Origin of the sequence: Streptomyces sp. NPDC014656 (assembly GCF_043084305.1) — a bacterium.
In the GTDB taxonomy this organism is placed as follows: Bacteria; Actinomycetota; Actinomycetes; order Streptomycetales; family Streptomycetaceae; genus Streptomyces.
In genome coordinates, this window is sequence record NZ_JBIBZN010000005.1 from 154423 (window position 1) to 177264 (window position 22842).

Annotated in this window: 20 protein-coding genes and 1 pseudogene; 11 read left to right on the plus strand and 10 right to left on the minus strand. The window is 74.8% G+C overall.

Annotated features, from left to right (window positions below):
- Window positions 1-54: 54 nt before the first annotated feature.
- Window positions 55-825 carry a D-Ala-D-Ala carboxypeptidase family metallohydrolase gene (locus tag ACF1ED_RS14120; RefSeq protein ID WP_391760028.1) on the plus strand — a complete coding sequence of 257 codons (771 nt, stop codon included), beginning with the start codon at window positions 55-57 and terminating at the stop codon, window positions 823-825.
- A 95-nt stretch (window positions 826-920) separates the two neighbouring features.
- Here the strand turns inward: ACF1ED_RS14120 and ACF1ED_RS14125 are convergent, their stop codons facing one another.
- The 5 genes from ACF1ED_RS14125 to ACF1ED_RS14145 form a co-directional block, all read right to left on the minus strand.
- Complete coding sequence (locus ACF1ED_RS14125) at window positions 921-1457, minus strand: NUDIX hydrolase family protein (RefSeq protein ID WP_391760030.1); 537 nt, start codon at window positions 1455-1457, stop codon at window positions 921-923.
- Window positions 1458-1665: 208 nt separating this feature from the next.
- Entirely contained in the window at window positions 1666-2514 is an 849-nt protein-coding gene (locus ACF1ED_RS14130) for a carbohydrate ABC transporter permease (protein WP_391760032.1), read from the minus strand.
- Window positions 2511-3839: an ABC transporter permease subunit gene (locus ACF1ED_RS14135; protein WP_391760034.1), complete on the minus strand. Its 1329-nt coding sequence runs from the start codon at window positions 3837-3839 to the stop codon at window positions 2511-2513. Before ACF1ED_RS14135 ends, ACF1ED_RS14130 begins: the two co-directional genes overlap by 4 nt.
- 12 nt (window positions 3840-3851) lie before the next feature.
- Window positions 3852-5180, minus strand: a complete 1329-nt coding sequence (locus ACF1ED_RS14140; RefSeq protein WP_391760036.1) for an ABC transporter substrate-binding protein — start codon at window positions 5178-5180, stop codon at window positions 3852-3854.
- 132 nt (window positions 5181-5312) lie between these two features.
- The gene (locus tag ACF1ED_RS14145; protein WP_391760038.1) at window positions 5313-6608 is read right to left on the minus strand and encodes an ABC transporter substrate-binding protein; all 1296 of its coding nucleotides are present in this window, start codon (window positions 6606-6608) and stop codon (window positions 5313-5315) included.
- Window positions 6609-6773: 165 nt separating this feature from the next.
- On the opposite strand from ACF1ED_RS14145, the gene ACF1ED_RS14150 reads away from it, so the two are divergent.
- The 3 genes from ACF1ED_RS14150 to ACF1ED_RS14160 all read left to right on the plus strand — a co-directional run bounded on the left by ACF1ED_RS14150 (window position 6774) and on the right by ACF1ED_RS14160 (window position 10479).
- Window positions 6774-7280 (plus strand): PadR family transcriptional regulator, encoded by a 507-nt coding sequence (locus tag ACF1ED_RS14150; protein WP_391760040.1) that lies wholly within the window; start codon window positions 6774-6776, stop codon window positions 7278-7280.
- Complete coding sequence (locus ACF1ED_RS14155; protein ID WP_391760042.1) at window positions 7277-8050, plus strand: ABC transporter ATP-binding protein; 774 nt, start codon at window positions 7277-7279, stop codon at window positions 8048-8050. The genes ACF1ED_RS14150 and ACF1ED_RS14155 overlap by 4 nt, the downstream gene beginning before the upstream one ends.
- 86 nt (window positions 8051-8136) lie before the next feature.
- On the plus strand, window positions 8137-10479 hold the full coding sequence (locus ACF1ED_RS14160; RefSeq protein WP_391760044.1) for an FtsX-like permease family protein: 2343 nt from the start codon (window positions 8137-8139) through the stop codon (window positions 10477-10479).
- Between the two features lie 94 nt (window positions 10480-10573).
- Here ACF1ED_RS14160 and ACF1ED_RS14165 read toward each other — a convergent pair whose 3' ends face one another.
- Complete coding sequence (locus ACF1ED_RS14165; protein ID WP_391760046.1) at window positions 10574-11587, minus strand: zinc-binding dehydrogenase; 1014 nt, start codon at window positions 11585-11587, stop codon at window positions 10574-10576.
- 123 nt (window positions 11588-11710) lie between these two features.
- Here ACF1ED_RS14165 and ACF1ED_RS14170 point away from each other — a divergent pair, with 123 nt between their 5' ends.
- From ACF1ED_RS14170 to ACF1ED_RS14180, 3 genes are read left to right on the plus strand one after another with little or no spacing between them, the layout of a single operon-like run.
- Entirely contained in the window at window positions 11711-12307 is a 597-nt protein-coding gene (locus ACF1ED_RS14170) for a TetR/AcrR family transcriptional regulator (protein WP_391760048.1), read from the plus strand.
- 28 nt (window positions 12308-12335) lie between these two features.
- Window positions 12336-12461, plus strand: a complete 126-nt coding sequence (locus ACF1ED_RS14175; RefSeq protein ID WP_391760050.1) for a hypothetical protein — start codon at window positions 12336-12338, stop codon at window positions 12459-12461.
- Window positions 12462-12516: 55 nt separating this feature from the next.
- Window positions 12517-12975: an SRPBCC family protein gene (locus ACF1ED_RS14180; protein ID WP_391760052.1), complete on the plus strand. Its 459-nt coding sequence runs from the start codon at window positions 12517-12519 to the stop codon at window positions 12973-12975.
- Here the strand turns inward: ACF1ED_RS14180 and ACF1ED_RS14185 are convergent.
- Window positions 12938-14095: pseudogene (locus ACF1ED_RS14185) on the minus strand (AI-2E family transporter). The gene ACF1ED_RS14180 and the pseudogene ACF1ED_RS14185 overlap by 38 nt on opposite strands.
- A 158-nt stretch (window positions 14096-14253) precedes the next feature.
- Here ACF1ED_RS14185 and ACF1ED_RS14190 point away from each other — a divergent pair.
- Complete coding sequence (locus ACF1ED_RS14190) at window positions 14254-14928, plus strand: amphi-Trp domain-containing protein (protein ID WP_391760054.1); 675 nt, start codon at window positions 14254-14256, stop codon at window positions 14926-14928.
- A 63-nt stretch (window positions 14929-14991) separates the two neighbouring features.
- Here the strand turns inward: ACF1ED_RS14190 and ACF1ED_RS14195 are convergent, their stop codons facing one another.
- Window positions 14992-16410 (minus strand): lamin tail domain-containing protein, encoded by a 1419-nt coding sequence (locus ACF1ED_RS14195; RefSeq protein WP_391760056.1) that lies wholly within the window; start codon window positions 16408-16410, stop codon window positions 14992-14994.
- 506 nt (window positions 16411-16916) lie between these two features.
- Here ACF1ED_RS14195 and ACF1ED_RS14200 point away from each other — a divergent pair.
- The 3 genes from ACF1ED_RS14200 to ACF1ED_RS14210 all read left to right on the plus strand — a co-directional run bounded on the left by ACF1ED_RS14200 (window position 16917) and on the right by ACF1ED_RS14210 (window position 20106).
- Complete coding sequence (locus ACF1ED_RS14200; protein WP_391760058.1) at window positions 16917-18263, plus strand: amidohydrolase; 1347 nt, start codon at window positions 16917-16919, stop codon at window positions 18261-18263.
- Window positions 18264-18699: 436 nt separating this feature from the next.
- On the plus strand, window positions 18700-19638 hold the full coding sequence (locus ACF1ED_RS14205; RefSeq protein WP_391760060.1) for a S1 family peptidase: 939 nt from the start codon (window positions 18700-18702) through the stop codon (window positions 19636-19638).
- Between the two features lie 243 nt (window positions 19639-19881).
- Window positions 19882-20106, plus strand: a complete 225-nt coding sequence (locus ACF1ED_RS14210) for a DUF6458 family protein (RefSeq protein WP_391760062.1) — start codon at window positions 19882-19884, stop codon at window positions 20104-20106.
- 34 nt (window positions 20107-20140) lie between these two features.
- On the opposite strand, the gene ACF1ED_RS14215 is transcribed toward ACF1ED_RS14210, so the two are convergent.
- Window positions 20141-21127: a glutathione S-transferase family protein gene (locus ACF1ED_RS14215; protein WP_391760064.1), complete on the minus strand. Its 987-nt coding sequence runs from the start codon at window positions 21125-21127 to the stop codon at window positions 20141-20143.
- Window positions 21128-21296: 169 nt separating this feature from the next.
- Window positions 21297-22568, minus strand: a complete 1272-nt coding sequence (locus ACF1ED_RS14220; RefSeq protein WP_391760066.1) for a PP2C family protein-serine/threonine phosphatase — start codon at window positions 22566-22568, stop codon at window positions 21297-21299.
- Between the last annotated feature and the right edge of the window lie 274 nt (window positions 22569-22842).

Sequence of the window (22842 nt, forward strand, 5' to 3'; positions counted from 1 at the left end):
TGCCGTGCCCTGTCACGCCCCGGTTCACGCGCCCGCTGAGGTGGAGGTCCCCCGATGCTCCTGCACACCCGCGCTCCCGCTCCCGCTCCCGCCGTGTCCGCCGTGTCACGGCTCCTGCTCGCCCTCGTCCTGCTGGTCGCCGGCCTCGCCGGTGTCGTCGCCGGCGCGGGTCCCGCCCGCGCCGACGGCTGCTACACCTGGTCGCGCACCCTCTCCCAGGGCGCGACCGGAGCCGACGTCACCCAGCTCCAGATCCGGGTCGCCGGCTACCCCGGCTACGGCGGCGTCCTGGCCGTCGACGGCTCCTACGGCCCGGCCACCGCCGCCGCGGTGACCCGCTTCCAGTCCGCCTACGGCCTCGCCGCCGACGGCGTCGCCGGGCCCGCGACCTTCAGCAAGCTGTACGCCCTCCAGGACGACGACTGCACCCCGATCCACTTCAGCTACGCCGAGCTGAACACCTGCAACACCACCTGGGGCGGCGGGGCCGTCAGCGCCGCCACCGCCAAGTCCAACGCCCTGCGCACCATGTGGAAGCTGGAGGCCCTCCGGCACGCCCTGGGCGACCAGTCCATCCGGGTGACCAGCGGCTTCCGCAGCAGCGCCTGCAACGCGGCGGTCGGCGGCGCCTCCGACAGCCGTCACCTCTACGGCGACGCCGCCGACCTCGGCTCGGGCCCGCACTCGCTGTGCCGCCTGGCCCAGCAGGCCCGCAACCACGGCTTCAACGGCATCCTCGGCCCGGGCTACCCCGGCCACTCCGACCACGCCCACGTCGACCACCGGCCCAGCCGCTACTGGTCGGCCTCGTCCTGCGGGATCTGAGCCCGGGACCCCGGCGCCCGCCCCCGCACCGCAACCGGCACCGGCCCGGCCGCGCGCAGGCGTGACCGGGCCGGTGCCGTGGGTGCGGGGACGGATCAGTAGGTGACGCCCACGTGCGCCAGCGCCTGCTTGAGGAGGACGCCGTGGCCGCCGGGCATCTCGCTCTGGACCGCGAGGGAGGCCGCCTCGTGGGGGGTGAACCAGACCAGGTCGAGCGCGTCCTGGCGGGGGCGGCAGTCGCCGCTGACCGGGACGATGTAGGCGAGCGAGACGGCGTGCTGGCGGGGGTCGTGGAACGGCGTTATGCCGGCGGTCGGGAAGTACTCGGCGACCGTGAAGGGCTGGAGGGAGGCGGGCACGCGCGGGAGGGCGACCGGGCCGAGGTCCTTCTCCAGGTGCCGCAGCAGGGCGTCCCGGACGCGCTCGTGGTGCATCACGCGGCCGGACACGAGGGTGCGGTTGATCGTTCCGTCGGCGCCGATGCGGAGCAGCAGTCCGATGCTCGTGACCTCGCCGCTGTCGTCCACCCGTACGGGAACCGCGTCGACGTACAGGATCGGCATCCGCGCGCGGGCCGTCTCCAGCTCGTCCGAACTCATCCAGCCGGGCGTGGTCTCAGTCATGTCAGACATCGCCTGATCATACTTTCCGCCACGGCCGCGCGGCGGTGATTCCGGCATCCGGCATCCGCCGTCCGGGTGGTCCGAGGAGGGCGCGGGCCGCCGCCGCGCCCTCCGGGAACGACCGACGCGAGCCGACGACTTCGGCCCCGCCGGAAGGCGCGCCCCCGCCGGCGCCCGCACGGTGTGCGACCGGGCCGCCGGCAAGGGCGTCCGCCCCCTACTTCACCGACCCGGCCATCACCCCCCGCACGAAGTGCTTCTGGAAGGCGAAGAACACCACCAGCGGCACGGCCAGGGAGAGGAAGGCGCCCGGCGCCAGGACCCCGATGTTGCTGCCGAACTGGCGCATCTGCGACTGGAGGGCGACCGTCAGCGGCTGGGACTCGCCGTCCGCGAAGAGCAGGGCCACCAGCATGTCGTTCCAGACCCACAGGAACTGGAAGATCGCCAGGCTCGCCAGGGCCGGCCGCCCCAGCGGCAGGACGAGCCGCCGGAAGATCCGCCACTCGCCGCCGCCGTCGAGCCGGGCCGCCTCCAGCATCTCCCGGGGGATCTCCGCGAAGAAGTTCCGCAGCAGGAACACGCCGAACGGCAGGCCGTACGCGACGTGGAAGAGGACGACCCCGGCCACCGTCCCGAACAGCCCCACCGCGCCGAAGAGTTTGGCCACCGGCAGCAGGCCGATCTGGACCGGCACCACCAACAGGCCCACCACCACGAGGAAGAGCGCGTCCCGGCCGGGGAACTCCAGCCAGGCGAAGGCGTATCCGGCGAGCGCCGCCACGCCGACCACGAGCAGCGTGGTGGGCACCGAGATCAGGACGGTGTTCCAGAACGCCTGGACCAGCCCCGAATCCTCCAGCAGGGAACGGTAGTTGTCGAAGGACAGCTGTGCCGGGTCGGTGAACGCCGTCCACCAGCCCTCCGCGGCGTTGTCCCGCTCCGAGCGCAGCGAGGAGAGCAGGAGCCCGGCCAGCGGGGTGATCCAGACGAGGGCGACCAGGACGAGCAGGGACTGCACGGCCGTGCTCCCCAGCCACCGCGTGACGCGCGTGGGCCTCCTCATGAGCCGCCCTTCCGGAAGCGCCGGATGTTGAAGACCATCGCCGGGACGACGAGCAGGAGCAGCAGCACGCTCAGCGCGCTGCCGAGGCCCTGGTCGTTGCCGCCGCCGAAGGAGACCAGCCACATGCGGGTGGCCAGCACGTTCGCCTCCTCCTGCACCGGGCCGGGAGCGATGACGTAGACGAGGTCGAAGACCTTCATCACGTTGATGACCAGCGTCACGAAGACGACCGTGAGGACGGGGGCGAGCAGCGGCACGGTGATCCGGCGGAAGATCTGCCGCTCGTTCGCGCCGTCGACCCGGGCCGCCTCCAGGACGTCCCGGGGCAGCGCGGCGAGCCCCGCCCCGATCAGCACCATGGAGAAGCCGGTCCACACCCAGAGGTAGGCGCCGATGATCGCCGGGGTGACCAGGGCGGGCCCCAGCCAGTCGACCCCGCCGTACCCGGCGGCGAAGTTGGCGGCCGGCACCCGCAGCCGGTACGTCCCCTCGCCGAGCCCGTCCAGGCGGAAGGTGCCGTCGGCGGCCGTCCGCGCGGACGCCACCGCCCTCCCGTCCCGGACCGCCTCGACCGTCATCCCGGGCAGCCCCTTCTCCCGGTCGTCGACGACCCCGGGCCGGCCGCCGGTCCCGGGCGTGAAGTCCAGGTACACGGTCCCCGACAGGCCGTCCGGCGCGGGCGCGGGGGCCCGCGCCGCCTCCGCGCCCGCCGGTACGGCCCCGGGCGCGACGCCCACGAAGGGCAGCACGGCGACGGAGCCCGCCCGCAGCTCACCGGTGGTGTACCCGCCGGCCGGGCCGCCGGTGAGGCCCCGGCCGTCCCGGGCGCGGGCGGTCGGGTAGGGCGACGGCTCGGCGAAGGCGTCGTGGACGCCCACCACCACCGCGTTGAGGACGCCCCGGTCGGGGTCCTGCTCGTACGCCAGCCGGAAGACGATGCCCGCGGCGAGGAACGACACGGCCATCGGCAGGAAGAGCACGAGCTTGAACGCCGTCGCCCAGCGGACCCGCTCGGTGAGCACGGCCAGCAGCAGGCCGAGCCCGGTGAGCAGGACGGGGGCGACCACCACCCAGATCGCGCTGTTGCGGAGCGCCTTCAGCGTGGCCGGGTCCCGCACCATCTCCACGTAGTTGTCCGCGCCGACGAACCGGTCGCCGCTCGCGTCGAACAGGCTGCGGCCGACGGAGAAGACCACCGGATAGGCGACGAGCGCCCCGAGGAGCAGCAGGGCGGGCAGGGCGAAGGCGGCGCCGAGGAGCCGCCTCCTGCGCAGGGCGCGGCGCCGCGGGTCCGCCGCGGCGCGCGCTTTCGGCTGCCGGTCCATGACGGGCCGGCCTCAGTTCCCGTACGCCTTGGCCGCCGCCGCCTCCAGGGCGGCCGCGGTCCGCTTCGGATCCGAGGGGTCGCGGAGGAAGTCCTGGAGCAGCTTCCACTCGCCGGCGCCCTTGGTGCCGCCGAACGCGGCGGGTGCCTGGTCGGACATGTCGAAGCGGACGGTGTCGCCCGCGGCGACCAGCGAGGCGGCCGTGGCGCGCGCCGTGTCGTCCGCGTACGCCTCCGGCTTCACGTCCTTGTTGGGGGAGAGGAAGCCGCCCGCCCCGGCCCACACCTCGGCGGCCTCGGGGGTGGCCAGGAACTCCAGGAGCCGCATCCCGGCGTCCGCGTTCTTCGCGTCCTTGAGGACGACGGCGGCGTCGCCGCCGCTGACCACGGGCGCCTTCCCGGAGCCGACCGGCGGGAAGGGGAAGAACTTCGCGTCCTCGCCCGGCTTCCTGCCGAACTCGTCCTTGGCGACGCCGCCGACGAAGTCGCCCTCGTAGACCAGGGCCGCCTTCGGCTCGGGGCCGAAGACCTTCTCCACGGAGCCGGGGAAGTCGGTCCGCAGCGCCTCGGCGGCGCCGCCCGCGACCAGCCGCTCGTCCTTGAACACCTCGGCCAGGGTGGTGAGCGCGGTGACGACGCTGGGGTCGGTCCACTTCAGCTCGTGGCGGGCGAGCCGGTCGTACTTCTCCGGGCCGGCCTGCGACAGGTAGACGTTCTCGAACCAGTCGGTGAGCGTCCAGCCGTCCTCGCCGGCGACGGCGAACGCGGGCCTGCCGGAGTCGGCGAGGGTCCGGCCCGCCGCGAGGAGTTCGTCCCAGCTCTTCGGCTCGGTGACCCCGGCCTGTTCCAGCGCGTCGGGGGCGTACCAGACCGTCGACTTGTGCGCGGCCTTGAAGTACAGGCCGTAGAAGGTGCCGTCGACCGTGCCGTACTCCTTCCAGACCGGCGCCAGGTTTCCGGTGGCGGTCGTGGCGGTCTTCTCGGAGAGCGGCTTCAGCCAGCCCGCCCCGGCGAACTGCTGGAGGACGCCGACCTGGGGGACGAGCACCACCTCGGGGGCGTTGCCGCCCTCGATCTTGCTGCCGACGAAGGTGGAGACGTTGTCGCCGGAGGGCACGAACACGGTCTTGGCGCCGGTCTTCGCGCTGAACGCGTCGAGGACCTTCTTGAAGTTCTTCTGCTCGCCGCCGGTCCACACGCCGGCGACGGTGACGGTCGTGCCGGCGAGTTCGCCGCCGGCGGCCTTCGGGTCCTCGCCGCCGCCGCAGGCGGTGAGGGCGAGGGCGAGCGCCGCGGTGAGCGCGCCGGCGGCGCGGAGGGTGGTGAGGGAGGGTCGTCGCATGGTCGTCCTTCCTTCGCTTCGATGCATTCATGTTAAGTAGCGAAGACGAAGCCATGTCAACGGTGGCGGCCCAACAGGCTTTATTTAAAGCGGATTTGGGCATGCCTGGGGAAGGTGCGGGCAGTTGGCTACCTAACGTGTAGGCAAGGGACGCCGGGAAGGGAGGGACGGGATCGCCGCCAGCTCACGCGTCAGCCGCCAGGCCCCCTCCTCCGGCGACGTCCGCAGCGCCAGCACGTCCTGGGCCACCGCCTGCACCGCCAGGCTCACCTGGTCGTACCGCGCGCTCTTCGGCCGCGGCACCGCCGCCAGCACGCTCTCCCGCAGGATCGGCAGGTACGGATGGGCCCTCACCAGCTCCGGATCCGTGTACAGCGAGGCCCGCACCGGCGGCAGCGAACCCCGCGTCAGCACCTGCCGCTGCACCCGCTCGCTCGTCAGGTACGCGAGGAAGTCGGCGGCCGTCGCCGGATGCCGCGACCGGGCCGACACCGCCAGGTTGGAACCGCCCAGCACGCTCCGGCCCGGCCCGTGCGGACCCGGCAGCGGCACCGCCCCGAACCGCCCCGCCACCCCCGACCCGGGTCGCGCCGCGTCCGCGTACACGTACGGCCAGTTCCGCAGGAAGAGCAGCCGGCCCTCCTCGAAGGCCCGCTTCGACTCCTCCTCCTTGAACCGCAGCGCCTCCGCCGGTATCCAGCCCTCCCGCACCCCGCCCGCCAGGAACGACAGCGCCGCCCGCGCCGCCTCCGCGTCCACCTCCGCCCGCGCGCCCTCCTCGCCCGGCACCGTGCCGCCCGCCGACCGGATCGCCTCCGTGACGTTCACCGTCAGCCCCTCGTACGGCAGGAACTGCCCCGCGTAGCCGTCGAGTCCGTGCCGGGGCGCCAGCGTCCGGGCCAGCCGCGCCAGCTCCGCCCAGGTCCGGGGCGGTCGCTCGCCCGCCGCGTCCAGCACGTCCTTGCGGTAGTACAGCAACCCGGCGTTGGTCACGTACGGCACCGCGTACAGCCGCCCCCGGAACGTCGCCGTGTCCACCACCGGCGGCAGGAACGCGCCCAGGTCGAACCGCTCCCGCTCCAGCGGCGCGATCAGCCCCGCCGCCGCGAACTCCGACGTCCACGCCACGTCGATGTTCAGCACGTCGAACCGGCGGCTCCCGGACCGCAGTTCGCTCAGCATCTGCGCCCGCGTCTCGTCCGCCGCGTCCGGCAGCTCGACCAGCGACACCCGCTCCGCCGGCCGCCCGGCGTTCCACTCCTCCACCAGCGGCGCCAGGTAGTCCGTGAGGTCCCCCGCCGTCACGAACGTCAGCGCACCCCGCCCCCCGGCCGCCACCGGCCCGCCCGACGGAGCGCCCCCGGCGCACCCCGCCAGCAGGACCGCCACGACCAGCACGCCCCTCGACACCGACCGTACCCACCCCATGCGCACCTCCCGGACGCGGTGCCCCGCGCGACGGTCCATCGTGGCAGGACCCGGCGCGAGCCGCATCGGTGATACTGGTCCGGCGGACCCGGCGACCGCCGGGCCACCGGCCCCCGGGCCGCCACCCACGGCCGGGAACGGCGCACGACACAGAAGGGGGAGCGCGTGCGGCAGCAGCTGCTGGCACTCCTCACCCGGGGCCCCGCCCACGGCTACGAGCTCAAGCAGGGCCTTGAACAACTCCTCGGCTCCGCCTACCCTCAGCCCAACGTCGGCCAGGTCTACGTGACCCTCGGCCGCCTGGAGAAGAGCGGACTCATCGAGGGCGAGGACGTCGAACAGACGGGCCGCCCCAACAAGCGGATCTACCGCCTGACGGACGCCGGACGGGAGGCCGTCGCCGCGTGGTTCGAGGACACCGCCGACGAACCCAGGGTGCGCGACGGGTTCTTCATGAAACTCGCCCTCGCGCCCCTCACCGGACTCGCCGACCCGATCGCCCTGATCAACCGGCAGCGGCGCCGGCACCTCAACACCATGCGCAGCCTCTCCCGGCTCGCCGCCGGCGAGGACCGCGACAACAAGATCTCCCAACTCCTCATCGAGGGCGCCATGCTGCACCTCCAGGCCGACCTCGACTGGCTGGAGCGCTGTCAGGAGGAGCTCGAATGACCGAGCCGGGAACCGCGGGGGACCCGCCCCCGCCGGGCGTCATCGTGCGGGCCGAGGGCCTGGCCAAGACCCACCGCGGCGACCGCGCCCCCGTCCACGCCGTGCGCGGCGTCGACCTCACCGTCCGCGAGGGCGAGTTCGTCGCGATCACCGGACCCTCCGGAGCGGGCAAGTCCACCCTCCTCCACCTCGTCGGCGGCCTGGAACGCCCCGACGCCGGCCGCCTCTGGATCGGCGGCGAACGCGTCGACGGCTACGGCGAGGCCCGCTGGGCGGTCCTGCGGCGGCGCAGCGTCGGCATCGTCTTCCAGTTCTTCAACCTCGTCTCCCACCTCACCGTCGCCGACAACGTCGAACTCCCCGCCCTCCTCGCCGGCGCCTCCCCCCGCACCGCCCGCGCGAGCCGCTCCGGACTCCTGGCCGAACTCGGCCTCCAGGGAAGGGAGAACGCCCTCCCCGGCGCCCTCTCGGGCGGCGAGCAGCAGCGCGTCGCCCTCGCCCGCGCCCTGGTCAACCAGCCCGCGCTCCTCCTCGCCGACGAACCCGCCGGCAGCCTCGACAGCAAGGGCACCCGCGACGTCCTGCGCCTCCTCACCCGCTTCCACGCCCGCGGCCAGACCATCCTCATGGTCACCCACGACGCCCGGATGGCCAGCGCCGCCGACCGCGTCATCAGCTTCTTCGACGGCCGGATCGCCGACGACGTCGCCCTCGGCGGCCCCGCCCCCACCCGCCCGGGGGTGACCGGAGTGCTCGACCTGGAGGACTGACCAGGACCGACAGGACCGACAGGACAGACCTGGACCGCCCGGCGGGGAGCGGGCCGGAGCAGCCGAGGAGACGGAGGGGAGAGCGCATGCGGGCGACCTGGCGGTGGGTCCACTCCGACCTCCGCACCCACCGGGGCGAAGCCCTCTTCGCCGTGCTCGCCAGCGCCGGCGTCATCGCCTCCCTCCTCCTCGCCGCCGCCCTCCTCGGCTACGCGGTCAGCCCCTGGCAGCGCGTCTTCCACCAGTCCCAGGGGAGCCACGTCTGGCTCCACGGACGCGACGGACACGACGGCTTCGGCCCGGCCGCCTCCGCCCCGCTCGCCTCCCTCGACGAGGTCGCCGCCGTCTCCGGCCCCTTCCGGACCGCCGCCGCCACCCTGGAGGCCGGCGGGACCCGCGCCGGCGTCGCCCTGCGCGCCACCGGGACCCGGCCGCCCGACACCGCCCGCCCCCTCCTCACCGAGGGCCGCTGGCTCACCGCCGGAGCCCCGCGCGACCAGATCGTGCTGGAACGCACCCTCGCCCGCACCCTGTGGGCCGAACCCGGCGAGACCGTCACCGTCACCCTCCCCGGACGCCACGGCCCCACCACCCGCACCCTGTACGTCGCCGGCGTCGCCGAGACCGCCGAGCCCCGCTACCGCGCCGGCCAGGGCAACGGCGTCGGCTGGCTCCTCCCCGACACCCTGGACCGCCTCGGCCCCGCCGCCACCGGACAGAGCGTCGGACTGCGCCTGAAGGACCCCGAGGACACCGACTACGCCGTCCAGCGCGCCGTCACCCTCCTCGGCGCCGAGCGGATCGACCGGGTCACCACCTGGCAGCAGGCCAAGGCCGACCTCGGCGGCGACGACCGGCTCCTCGGCCAGATCTTCGCCGCCTTCGGCCTCGCCGCCCTCCTCGCCGCGGCCGTCGCCGTCGCGGGCGCGGTCCGCGCCCGCATCAGGGGACAGGCGGGCGACATCGCCGTCCTCAAGGCAGTCGGCTTCACCCCCGGCCAGGTGGTCCGCGGCTTCCTCCTCCAGCACCTCGGCTTCGCCGTCGCCGGCGCGGCACTCGGCACGGCCGCCACCCTCGCCTGCGGCCGGTGGATCCCCGGCCGCGTCGGCGACGCCGTCGCCCTCTGGCCCCGCATGCCCGGCCACCGCGCGGCCGTGACCGGCGTCCCCGTCGCCGCCGTCCTCCTCATCGCCGCCGCCACCGCGCTCGCCGCCTGGCGGGCCGGCCGCGTCCCCCCGGTCCCCGCCGCACGCCAGGCCCACCCCTCCGCCCGTCCGCTCTCCGCGCTCGGCCGCCGCGCCCTCGGACTGCGCCTCTCCCCGGTCCTCGTCCTCGGCTGGCGCTCCGCCTTCACCGCGCCCGGCCGCGCCCGGGCCCTCGGCGCCACCGCCCGGCTCGCCCTCCCGATCGGCCTGATGACCGTGGCCCTCGTCGCCTGGTCGACCCTGGGGCAGTTCCGTACCGACCCGGCCCGCGTGGGCCGCGCCGCCGCCCTGACCGTGCGCACCGAACAGCCGCGTCCCGCGGCCGACCGGGCCGCCACGCTGGAAGCCGTCCCCGGAGTCGCCGACGCCGTCCCCGGCGCCGAGTTCCTCGCCCTCGTCCCCGGCCAGACCGCCACCATCACCCTGCGCGGCCTCGGCACCGCCGACGCCCCCTACCCGCACGCGATCGCCGAGGGACGCGCCCCCGCCGGACCCGACGAGGCCGTGGCGGGGCAGGGGCTCCTGGACCTGCTCGGCGTCCGGGTGGGGGAGTGGGTGCGGATGACCGTCGGCGGCCGCCCGCAGATCCTCCACCTCGTCGGCCGCAGCATCGAACCCGACCACGGCGGCCGGGTCGTCTCCACCACCCTCGACACCCTCCGCGACGCCGTCCCCGGCCTCCGCCCCGCCTTCCACGCCCTCGTCCTGCGCCCCGGCGCCGACCCCAGGCGGACCGCCGCCGCCGTCGCCGCGGCCACCGGCGGGGACGCCGAGATCCGCTCCACGGCCGATCCGGCGGGCGGCGAGGACGCCCCGCGCGGTGTCCTCGCCGCCCTCGCCGCGGTCCTCGCCCTCATCGCCCTCGTCGAACTGCTCACCCTGATCGGCACCGGGGTGCGCGACCGGGTGCGCGACCTGCTCGCCCTGCGGGCCATCGGCCTGACCCCCCGCCAGATCGGCGCCGTCGTCGTCACCGCCGCCGCCCTCACCGCCCTGGCCGCCGCCTCTTTGGGCACGGCCCTCGGAGCGGCCCTCGGCCACCGTCTCGTCGACGCCGAAGCCGCCGCGACCGGCCTCGGCGCGGGCGTCGCCCGCCTCCCCGGCCCCGCGCTCCTCGGCGCCCTGGTCCTCGCCGTCACCGCGGCCGGCGCCCTCGCCGCCCTGCCCCCGGCCGTCCGCACGGCCCGCCGCCGCCTCGCCGACTCGGCCGGGGAGACCTTCTAGGACGCAGGGCGGGACGGGCCCCCGGGCCGGAGGACGCGGGCGGGCCCGCGCCGCCAGGGGTGGGACGGCACGGGCCCGGATCGGGGCGCCCCGCTCAGGGGCGCAGGATCAGCCGGATCGGATCGCCCGTCCTGCTCTCCAGCCGCTCCACCGCCTCGGCGGCCCGGGCGAGCGGCAGCTCGCCGCTGATCGATTCGGAGAAGTCGAGGCGCCCGCCCCGGACCAGCGCGAGCAGCTGCGGCAGCGCCACCGGCATGTCGGAGCCGTAGTGGCCGAGGATCCGCTGCTGGAGGTAGCTGAAACGGGTGCCGTCGGCGACGGTGAGCGGCTGGTCGGTCAGGCCCACCAGGACCAGGCGGCCCTTGGGGGCGAGGACCGACAGCGCCTGGGCGCGGACGGCCGGCACGCCGGCGAAGTCGAAGGCCGCCGCGAGGCCGGCCCCGCCGGTCACCGCGCCGATCCGCTCGCGCAGCGCCGGGTCGGCCGGGTCGAGCGCCAGGTCCGCGCCCCGGGCGAGGGCGCGCTCGCGGGCGGTGGGGTTCGGGTCGACCGCGACGATCGGGTACGCCCCGACGGCCCGCAGCAGCTGCACGGCGTGCACGCCGAGCCCGCCGGCGCCCCAGACGCCGACCGCCTCGGCCGGCCGGACGGCGCCCGTGGCCGTGATCGCGCCCCAGGGGGTGGAGACCGCGTCCGGGATGATCGCGCCCTGGTCGAAGGGGATCGTGTCGGGCAGTTCGATGAGGGCGTCCTCGGCGGAGAGCGCGTACTCGGCCCAGCCGCCGTCGTAATCCACCCCGCGGGTGTGGGTGACGCCGTCGCGGACCTCGCCCGCGTACAGCACGACGCGCTGCCCCGGGGCCCAGCGGGTGACGCCGGGCCCGGTCTCCGCGATGGTGCCGGACACCTCGTGGCCGAGGGTGACCGTGTCCCCGGACAGCAGCAGCGGGGTGAGGGTGCCGTCGATCAGATGGACGTCCGACAGGCAGACGCCCGCGGCCTCCACCTTCACGAGCACCTGGCCGGGCCCCGGCGCGGGCTTCGCCACCTCCTCGATCCGCAGGCTGCGGCTGGGGACGTGCAGCCGGGCGGCGAGCATCTGCTCCATCACGTGACCTCCTTGGCGCGACGGCGACCCGGGGGCCTGGCCCCTCCTAACGCAAGTCGCCTTGCGATGAAACGTACGCCCGCCTTCCAGGTAAAGCAAGTCACCTTGCGTTAGGCTCGTGGCATGGCCCCCACCGATCCGTCCGCCCCGCCCCTGCGCCGCCGAGGCGCGCGGATGCGCGCCGCCGTCCTCGCCGCCACCGTCGACGTCCTCACGGAACACGGCCTCGCCGGCACCACCGTCGGCGCCGTCGCCCGCGCCGCCGGCGTCCACGAGACCTCCCTCTACCGGCGCTGGGGCACCCGCGAGCGACTGATCCTGGAGGCCCTGGCCGAACAGCTCGACTCGGCCGTGCCCCTCCCCGACACCGGCAGCCTCCGGTCCGACCTCATCGGCTACTTCGGCGCCCTGGCCCGCCTCCTCGCGACCCCCCAGGGCGAGGCCCTGCTCCGCCTCGGTGCCGAACGCGACGCCACCCCGCCCGACCACCGCCTCGCCTACTGGAGCGACCGCCTCGACCGGGGCGCCGTCATGGTCCGCCGCGCCGTCGACCGCGGCGAACTCCCCCCCGGCACCGACCCGTCCCTCGTCATCGAGGCCCTCGCCGGGCCCCTCTTCACCCGCGCCCTCATCAGCGGCGCCCCCCTCGACGAGGACCTCGCCACCCGTCTGGTCGACCTCGTCCTCGGCGGCGCGCTCGCCCCGGAACCGGGCGCCTGATCCGCCGTCACGCTGCGCCACTCCGGCGGTGACCGCGATGCCGACCGCCGTACGGGACTCCTCGCACGGGCTCGCCTTCGGCGACCGCTGGTCCGGCCGCGCAGTTCCTCCGACCGGCGGAGCGTCGAACCCCGCGACCCCGGACGACCTGTGACGATGGGGGTGTCCGTCCGGGACCTCCGGGTTCTTCGCGTGAAGGAGGAGTCGTCATGTCCGGCCAGTTCGAGGCGACCGTCGACGTCGACCGCCCCGTCGACGAGGTGTTCGCGTACCTCGCCGACGGGCGCAACGATCCGCAGTTCAGCCCCCGCGTCCTCCGGATCGACCGGATCCCGGAGGGTCCGACCGCCGTCGGCACCGTCTTCCGCAGCACCGTCAAGGACGCCGGGATGAAGACCGCGCGGACCTTCCGCGTCACCGCCTTCGAGCCGCCCCGCACCCTGCGCTGGGCCGAGGAGTCCAAGAACCTCGTCACCGCGAGCCGCGGCGGCTACGACCTGGAGCCGCTGCCGGACGGCGGCACCCGGGTCCGCATCCACAACGTCCTGGAGGGGCACGGCATCGGCAAGCTCCTCGTCGGCCTCGCCCTCGGCGCGGCCCGCAAGGACGCCCCCGACTTCGGGCGGCGCATCAAGGCGGCGGTCGAGGCGGCGGTCGAGGCGCCCTGACCCGTCGCGGACCCCGGGGCCCGGGCGCGTCACCCCGCCGCCCCGGCGGGGCCCCCGTCCGTACGCCCCCGGGCCCCGCGCAGCGCCGAGTGCACCGACCACACCACCGACACCAGCGGGACCGCCACCACCGCCCCGACGATGCCGGCCGCGATCGAGCCCGCCACCACCGAGACCGCCACCACCAGCGGGTGCAGGCGTACCGCCCAGCTCATCACCAGCGGGTGCAGGACGTGGCCCTCGATCTGGCCGATGACCACGATCAGGGCCACCACCAGCCCCGCCACCAGCGGGCCCTTCGCCGCCAGCGCCACCACGGCGGCCACCGCCAGGGCGATCGGCGAACCGATCAGCGGCACGAACGCCGCCGCGAACTCCAGCAGCGCCAGCGGCACCGCGAGCGGGACGCCCAGCAGCCACAGCGCCACCCCGACGAGGACCGCGTTCACCGCCGCGACCAGCACGATCCCGTGGGTGTACCCGGTGAACGTCCGCCACGCCGCCGGCCGCCGACCGCCACCCGCTCCCGCGCCGACGCCGGCAGCTGCTCCTGGAACCACGCCCACTGGCGGTCCCCGGAGTGGATGAAGAACACCGAGGCGAACACCGCCAGGGCGAGCGTCGTCAGCACCGCCACCACGTGGTGCGCGCCGCTCACCGCCTCGCCGACCAGCGTCGAGCGGTGACTGGACAGGAACTGCCCGATCCTCGCCTCCAGATCGGTCAGGGCCTCCGGACGGACGCGGAACGGCGGCGCCTCCAGCCACCGCTGGATGCGGTCGACGCCGTCCCGGAACTCCCGCACCAGCGTCGTCCGCTCGTCCGCCACCGCCTCGCCGACCAGCGCCAGCACGCCCAGGACCAGCGCGAGCCCGCCGAGCAGCGTGAGGGCGACCGCGAGCGGCCGGGGCAGGCCGCGCGCGACGACGTCCGCGACCGGCCGCAGGAGCGCGGTGACCACGAGCCCGAGGAAGAGGGCCACCCCGATCTCGTGGAACCGCCCGAGCAGGGCGAACAGGGCGTAGACGAGGAGGCCGACGACGAGCACCCGCCACGCGTACGCGGCGGCCGTGCGGAGGAAGGGCGCCACCTGGGGCGGCCCCGCTGACTGTGGCTGCATGGCCGACGGCTACCACCGTCGGGCGCGTCGCCCCCGGCCGCCGCACCGCGTCCGTACGGCCTTCACCCGCCCAGCGGCCAACCAAGATCAATAGTATTGTCCGGAATGTATGACCCTGTACAGCCCCGTAAGACCCCGTACGACGACCGGAGGCCGTCATGAAGGACTTCAAGTACGAGCGGAAGCGCTCGCTCTCCCGGGCGGACGCCGCCGACCAGCTGTCCGCCCTGGCCGACGCGCTCCGCAAGGGCGGGGAGGCCGAACTCGGACTGGGCGGGGGCGTCCTGAACCTCCGGATCCCCGACGACCTCCGCGGCGAGATCGAGCTGTCCGTCGAGGACGGCGAGATCGAGATCGAGGTGGAGCTCAAGTGGCCCGTCCGGGGCACCGGGAAGCCCGAGTCGAAGAAGCCGGTGACGGCGAAGGTCTCCGCCGACAAGAAGACGCCGGAGAAGCCCGCGGACAAGAAGGCGCCGGCCAAGGCTCCCGAGAAGAAGGCTCCAGGGAAGAAGGAGCCCGAGAAGAAGGCGCCGGCGAAGAGGACGGTGGCGAAGAAGGCCCCCGTGAAGCAGAATCCCGCCGACAAGGCGCTCGCCAAGAAGGCACTCGCCAAGAAGGCACTCGCCAAGAAGGCGTCCGCCGACAAGGCGTCCGCGAAGAAGGCACCGGCGAAGAAGGCACCGGCGAAGAAGGCGCCCGCGAAGAAGGCGCCCGCGAAGAAGGCACCGGCCAAGCAGGTACCCGATAAGAAGGCTTCTGCGAATAAGGAGCCCGCGAAGAAGGTACCGGCCAAGAAGGTCCCCGCGAAGAAGGCCCCCGCCAAGCGGTCGTGACCGCGGGGCGGGGGCGGGCGCGGGGCGCCGGAGCGGCCGGCCGGTCAGCCGGTCGGCCGCGGGTCAGCAGGTGACGGTTCCCCTGCGCAGGGCGTGGCCGCCGGTGTTGGAGTCGTCGGACCAGTAGACGGGCTTGCCGCCGGCCACGCACTCGTCGGCGCCCGCGAGGGCGAAGCCCTCGTTGTTGACGTCGGGCATGCCGGCGGGCCGGGCGTACGCGGCGGCCACGGCGAAGGCGCCGGATGCGTCGACCTTCAGCGTCCGGTGCTGTCCGCCGCAGGTGTCGTCGCACACGGCCCACAGCCGGGACGCCTGCGGCTCCCACTGCACCTCCATGACGCCCGCCATCCCGGTGGCCACCGAGGCGACGCGGGTGAAGGCCCCGGAGTCCTGGAGCACGTAGCCGTGGACCGTCCCGGTCCCCTCGACGCCGACGAAGAACACGCCGCCGCCGTGGGCGCCGTATCCGGCCGGGGCGTACGGGGCGCCGGTCGAGGAGTCCTTGAGGCCGGCGGCGGTGAGGGCGGCGTCGGGGACCCAGGTGACCGCCTCGAACCCGGCGTTGGAGCCCGTCGGCGGCAGGTCCGCGGTGAGGTTCCACTCGCGGGTGGCGGTCAGGGTGGAGCCCGTACCGGTGACGTCGTACCGGAGCACGGACAGCCGGCTGGTGCCGGACGCGTCGCCGTTCCGCTCGCTCGCCACGAAGACGCCGCCCGCGGCGCCCGCTCCGGTGACCGTCACGCCCTCGCCGTCGGGCGTGCCGGAACCGCCGGGGAAGCGCAGGGCCTTGCCGGAGGCCCAGCCGCTCGCGGTGTCGGGGGTCCAGCCGCCGGAGCCGTCCCGGACCAGCCGCCACAGCCTGCCGCTGTTCTGCGCGGCCCACATCACGTCGCCCTCCTGGTGCAGCCCGCTCAGGTCGCCGCCGAAGACGTCCGCCGCGTCCGCCGTGGCCACCGCGCTGCCGCCGGGCCAGGCCACCGGGCCCGTACCGCCGCCGGTTCCGCCGCAGGCGTTGGCCGCGCCGAGCGTGACGGCGGCCGCCCTGAACGCCCCGGTGCCGTCGGGGCAGCGGGACCAGGACGGCGAGGAGTGGCTGCTCCAGGTGTGGCTGTCCACGAGCGTGCTGCCGTCGGGCAGGTACAGCCGCGCCTTGTCGCTGGAGCCGAGCCCGAACCTGCCGTGCACGTCGAAGGCGCGGAAGGCGCCCGGGGCGAGCGTGGTGCCCGCGGCGATCGTGTACTTCGAGCTGTTGTTGTCGTCCTTGAGGATCCAGCCGGAGACGTCGACCGCCGAGGCGCCCTTGTTGTACAGCTCGATCGAGTCCTCGACGGACCCGGTCGTGACGACCTCGTTGACGCGGATGTCGTCCGCGGGCGCCGCGTGCGCCGGCGCGGCGGTCAGCGCGCCGAGGACGAGCGCCGGTACGGCGGCGAGGGCGAGGGTCAGATCACGGCGCCGGCGGCGTGCACGCGAAACGGTCACGGAAGTCCGTCCTGGAGTTCGAGGGGCAGAGCGCCACGACGCTCGCGGCCGCACCCGAACGCCGCCCCTCCGCCCCGGGCCTCCCCCGTGAACAACGGCCGAAGCTTCCGCGCGCCCCCGGAGGGGCCGTCCGTGCTCGGCGTCGATGACCCTGCCGCGCCGTCGGGGCGCGTCCGGGGCGGCCCGGTTGATCAGGTATACCAAAAATTCCTCTGCCGGTGTGGCTGTCAAACCCTTCTCCTTCGAGATGCATGCGAAATTCCTGCTTCTAAGGTCACGGCGATCCGGCGCCCCTTGTTCCGCATCCTCGACTTGGTATACAAAACGGAGACCCGTGGTCGTCCTGCCCTCAAGGAGCCCCATGTGTGTCGACGCCACCACCGGCGCCGCCCGTCTCCTCGGCCTCGGCCTCCGCCGTGCGGGCGTCCCCGTCCGACCCCTTCCCCTCTTCCCCTTCCCCCTCTCTGTTCTCCCTTTCCCTTTCCTCCTCGCTCATGGAGTCCTCGATGCAGAAGTCCTCGGCGCCCACCGGCGCGTTCTCGCGCCGCTCGATGCTGGCCGGGGCCGCGGCCCTCGCGGGCACGACGGCCGCGGCGGCCGTCACCGCGGCCCCCGCCTCCGCCGCTCCCGCCCCCGCGGCGGGTCCCTCGGCGGCCGGCAAGGCGGACCGCGGGGCGCGCGCCGTCGTCTTCCGTGACGTCCGCCCGTTCGGCGCGGCGGCCACGGACCTGGTGGTCGTCGACGGCAGGATCGCGGACGGTCCGGCGCCCCGTGGCGCGAAGACCGTCGACGGCGGCGGCCGGATCGCGCTCCCGTCGCTCGTGGACGCCCACATCCACCCCGACAAGACGACGTGGGGCGGCGAGTGGGTCTCGCGCCGGCCGGCGGAGACGATCGCCGACTTCGTCGAGCAGGACGTGGAGCTCTTCCGGGCCCAGACCCGCTCGGTGGCGGAGCGCGCGTACGGCCTGATGAGCCACGCCGTCAGCCGCGGTACGCGAGGGATGCGCGCCCACGCCGACGTGGCCCCCGCGTACGGTCTGGCCGGTGTGGAGGGACTGGCCGAGGCGCGCCGCCGCCTCGGGCACGCGCTGGACGTGCAGATCGTCGCCTTCCCGCAGCACGGCGTCATCCGGACGCCCGGCACGGCCCGCCTCCTGGAGGAGGGCGCCCGCCGGGGCGTCGTCGACATGATCGGCGGCATCGACCCCATCGGCTTCGACCACGCCCTCGACGGGCACCTGGACACCGTCTTCGGCATCGCGGACCGGCACGGCGTCGGCGTCGACATCCACCTGCACGACGGGGGCGACGAGGGCGTCCGGGCCGTCCGCGGCATCATCGACCGCACCCGGGCCCTGTCCCTGGCCGGCAAGGTGACGATCAGCCACGTCTTCTGCCTCCCGGGCCTGTCCGACCGCGAGCTCGGCGCCCTCGCGACCGGCCTCGCCGACCAGGACATCGCCCTCACGACGGTCGCCCCCTCCCGTGACCTCGTCCTCCCGGTCGCGCGGCTGCGCGAGCACGGCGTCCGCGTCGGCCTCGGCTCCGACGGCGTCCGCGACTCCTGGAGCCCCTTCGGCAACGCCGACATGCTCCACCGCGCGCACATCCTCGGCTGGGTCACCGACGTCCGCCTCGACGAGGAGCTGGCCGACTGCTACCGGGCCGCCGCCCACGGCGGCGCCGACGTCATGGGCCTCCCGCACGCCGACCTGAAGCCCGGAGCGCCCGCCGACTTCGTCCTCGTCAAGGGGCAGGGCCTGCCCCAGGTCGTGGTCGACATGCCGCAGCGGGACCTCGTCGTCCACGGCGGCGTGGTCGTGGCGCGGGACGGCGAGTTCCTGTCCTGAGGGATCCCCGGGCCGTGGGGTCGTGATCCGGCCAGCGGGCGGATCACCGCGAAGGCGGACGACTGCCCCGTACGGCTCCGGCCGGGGCGGGCGGCCCCGCCCGCTCGCCCCGGGACCGGAAGGCGCCGGGGGAGCGCGGTCCTGGAGCGGATCGCCCCACCGGTGAACTGCAACGCCTCTCGGAAAGTTTCTGACGGGCCTTCAAGGTGACCGTCCGCACCGGCCCTTCGCGCGTCCGCCCCTCCGCCCCGAGGGGCGAACGCGCGTAGAGCGGCCGAAAGTGCGCCTTGTCGCGGCCGCCCCCGGAGCCGAGGATTCCCCTCGTAGTTGCAGTTGTCAGGTTCATGGCGGTGCGGGTCATCCCCGTGGCACCGTCGCCGATCGCACTCCACCGTGAGCCGCCCACCCAGCGGCTCGCCCCCCCATGGAGGATTCAGTGAACCGTTCGTCCCGCACCACCCGCACGAGCACCGGCACCCGCGGCGGCCGCGTCGCCAGGAGCACCCGCCTGCTCGCCGTCCTCGGCGCGTTCGTCGCCGCGACCGCCCTGGCCGTCCCCACCTCCTCGGCGCAGCAGGCCGACGCCGCGCGCGCCGACGCCGCCGCGCTCGCCGTCACCAGCGACGCCGTCCTCCGGGCGGACGTCCCCGGCACCGCCTGGTACACCGACCGGGCCACCGGCAAGGTCGTCGTCACCGCCGACACGACCGTCTCGCCGGCCGAGATCGCCACCCTCCGCAAGGCGGCGGGCGAGAACGCCGCGCACCTGAGGATCGAGCGCACCGCGGGCAAGATCAACAAGCTGATCGCGGGGGGCCAGGCCATCTACTCGGGCGGCGGCCGCTGCTCCCTCGGCTTCAACGTCCGCAGCGGCAGCACCTACTACGCCCTGACGGCCGGTCACTGCACCGACTCCGCGAGCACCTGGTACACCAACTCCGCCAACACCACGCTGCTCGGCAGCCGGGCCGGTTCCAGCTTCCCCACCAACGACTACGGCATCATCCGCCACTCCAACGCCTCCGCCGCCGACGGTCGCGTCTACCTCTACAACGGCAGCTACCGCGACATCACGGCCGCCGGCAACGCCTACGTCGGCCAGTCCGTCCAGCGCAGCGGCAGCACCACGGGCCTGCGCGGCGGCACCGTCACCGGCCTCAACGCCACCGTCAACTACGGCAACGGCGACATCGTCTACGGCCTGATCCAGACCAACGTCTGCGCCGAGCCCGGCGACAGCGGCGGCGCGATGTTCTCCGGAACGACCGCCCTCGGACTCACCTCCGGCGGCAGCGGCAACTGCTCCTCCGGCGGCACCACGTTCTTCCAGCCCGTGACGGAGGCCCTCAGCGCCTACGGCGTCAGCGTCTTCTGACCCGACGGCACCCGCCCCGGCACTTCGGTCCCCCCGGCACTCCCGCGCCCGCGTCGGTACTCCCGGCGCGGGCGCGTCCCGTTCCCGGCGGGAGGAGCGGACCGCCCGGCCGGGGACCAACTCGCCCGTCCGTGAAGGCCGATGACGGCAGCCGCCCCGGGGGCCGACGGCCGGACGGCCGGAATGAACACGGGGCGCGGGGGTACGCGCAGCACATCCAACCCATCAGGGAGGAGAAACAACATGGGCCTGGGACTGTGCATCATCCTGATCGCGGTCGGAGCCATCCTCACCTTCGCGACCGACTGGCAGGCGGAATCGGTCAACCTCGATCTCGTCGGGCTGATCCTCATGGCCGTCGGCATCATCGGGACCGCCGTCTACTCCAGCATCCTGCGCCGCCGCCGGATGGTCGTGCCCCCCGTCGCCCCCACGGTCACCGAGGACGACCGGCGCGACCTGCTCTGACGCGTACGGCCCCCGGCACCGCGGGGCCGCCGGATCAGGCGAGCGGCGGCACCGCCTCGGACGGGGGCGGAGGCCCCGGCGGTGTGCCGTCGCCGAAGGGACGGCCGCCGAGCGCCTCCCGTCCGTGGGGCGACAGCCAGCCGCGGAGGTCCGGGCCGCGCGGCACGATCCCGGTCGGGTTGAGGGCGTGGTGGACGACGTAGTAGTGGGCCTTGATCTGCGCGAAGTCGATGGTGTCGCCGAAGCCGGGGGTCTGGAACAGGTCCCGCGCGTAGCCCCACAGGGCGGGCAGCTCGGTCAGCTTGTGCCGGTTGCACTTGAAGTGGTTGTGGTAGACGGCGTCGAAGCGCACGAGCGTGGGGAAGAGCCGCACGTCGGCCTCGGTGAGGGTGTCGCCGACCAGGTAGCGCCGGCTTCCGAGCCGCTCCTCCAGGCTGTCCAGCCGCCGCCACAGCCGCGCGTACGCCTCGTCGTACGCGCCCTGCTCCTGGGCGAACCCGCACTGGTACACCCCGTCGTTGACGTCCCGGTACACGGCGTCGGCGACCTCGTCGATCTCGTCGCGCCACCGCTCCGGATACAGGTCCGGCGCGCCGTCCCGCTGGTGGGCCCGCCACTGGCTGCCCAGGTCGAGCGTGATCCGCTCGAAGTCGTTGGTCACCACCTCGCCGGACGGGACGTCGACGATCGCCGGCACGGTGACGCCGTACGGATAACCGGGCTCGCGCCGCTCGAACGCCTCCCGCAGCAGCTCGATGCCGAGGACCGGGTCCCGCCCGCCCGGGTCCAGGTGGAAGGACCAGCTGCGCTCGTCGTGCAGCGGCCCCGCCACCCCCAGCGACAGCGCGCCCTCCAGACCCATCAGCCGCCGCACGATCGCGGCCCGGTTCGCCCACGGGCAGGCCCGGGCGATGACCAGCCGGTAGCGGCCGGCCTCCACCGGACGCCCGTCGCGCCCGTCGGCCGTGAGGCGGGTGGTGAGATAGGTCCGATCGCGCTCGAACGCGCCTCCGGAGGCCATGGTCCGTCCCTCCGTCCGGGCGCCGCGCACCCGTCGTGCGCCGCCCCCGGCTGCTACCCCCGCCGGCCCGGCGTACGCGTCACGCCCCCGCCTCCCGGGGCACTCCGGCGACCGAGCCCCTCCCCACCCGACCGCGCCCGGCGTCCTCGCCCCGTGACGGACCGCGTCGTCACAGCCGCATGACGACCAGGGCCGTGTCGTCGGTGAGGCCGGCCGGGGGGACCAGGTCGGCCAGGAGGGCGTCGCCGAGCGCGTCGGGGTCGGCGGCACGGTGCCGGGACAGGGAGTCGGCGAGCCGGGCGAGGCCGGTGTCGATGTCCTCGTGGCGGCGTTCGACCAGCCCGTCGGTGTAGAGGAGGAGGACGCAGCCGTCGGTGAACGCGGTCCGGGCCTGGGGGCGGGAGACGTGTTCGGGACGGGCGCCGAGCGGCGGATCGGTGGCCCCGTCGAGGAAGGTGACGCCGCCGTCGGGACGGCACAGGGCGGGCGGGGGGTGGCCGGCGCTGCTGTAGGTGAGGGTGCGGGCGTTCCAGTCGATGAAGACGGACGCGGCGGTGGTGGATTCGGCGCCGTCGACGGAGCGCGCGTACAGGCCGAGGACCTCCAGCGCCCGCGCGGGACCGTCGGCGACGCGGGAGGCGGCGGACAGGGCGCTGCGGAGCTGTCCCATGACGCCGGCGGCGCGCAGCCCGTGGCCGACGACGTCGCCGACGGCGACCGCGGTACGGCCGCTGCCGGGCAGGTCGACGAGGTCGTACCAGTCGCCGCACACGTTCAGCGCTCCCACGGCGGGCCGGTAGCGCACCGCGGCGCGGTGGTGGCCGAGCGGCGTGGGCGCGGGCAGCATCGCCTCCTGCAGGTGGAGGGCGACCTCGCGCTCGCGGGCGTGGGCCTTGCGCAGCCGCTCGTTGACCTCCTGCAGCTCCCGGGCCCGGGTGTAGAGATCGGCCTCAAGGGTCCGCGCGCGGTCCCCCTCCGGCCGGTCGCCCCGGGCCCGGATGAGCGCGGTGACCTCCTCCACCCGGTGCAGCAGCAGGGCCACGCTGCCGTCGGGGGCGAGGACGGGGGCGTTGACCGGGCTCCAGTACCGCTCCTGCCACACGCCGGGCCGCTCGGGGTCCTCCACGTCGTAGCGCTGCAGCGCCATCGTGTCGGGCTCCCCGCCGGCCGCCACCCGGCGCAGCGAGGAGTACAGGTTGCGCATGCCGGTCGCGTCGGGATCGTCCGGGCTGTCGGGGAAGACGTCGAACAGGAAACGGCCGATGATCTCGCTCCGGGTGCGCCCGGACAGGGACAGGTACGCCTCGTTGACGTCCACGAACACCAGGTTCGGCGTCAGCAGGGCCACTCCGGCGGGAAGGGCCTGGAAGACGGCGTGGTAGTCGATGTCGGGTCCGTTCACGCTGTCACCTGCCGCACACCTGTGGCTCACGTCGGTCATGGGCGCTTCCACGATGGCACGCGCATGGCCCGCGGGCCTGTCGTGGTTCCACCGGTGGGGGACCGTCCGGCCCCTCGCGGGGACCGATCGCCCCAGGGCCCGCCGGTCCCCGAGCCGCGCGGACCGGGCCGGCTCGTCCTCGTCGTGACGGGTGCGATCCGGCGGGAAGGACGACCGCGACCGCCACGACGCCCCCGCGTGAAGACCGTGCCGCCGGACACCGGCCCGGCGGGGGCGGCCGTGCCGACGGGGCGGAGGCGGAGCGAGCCGCGTG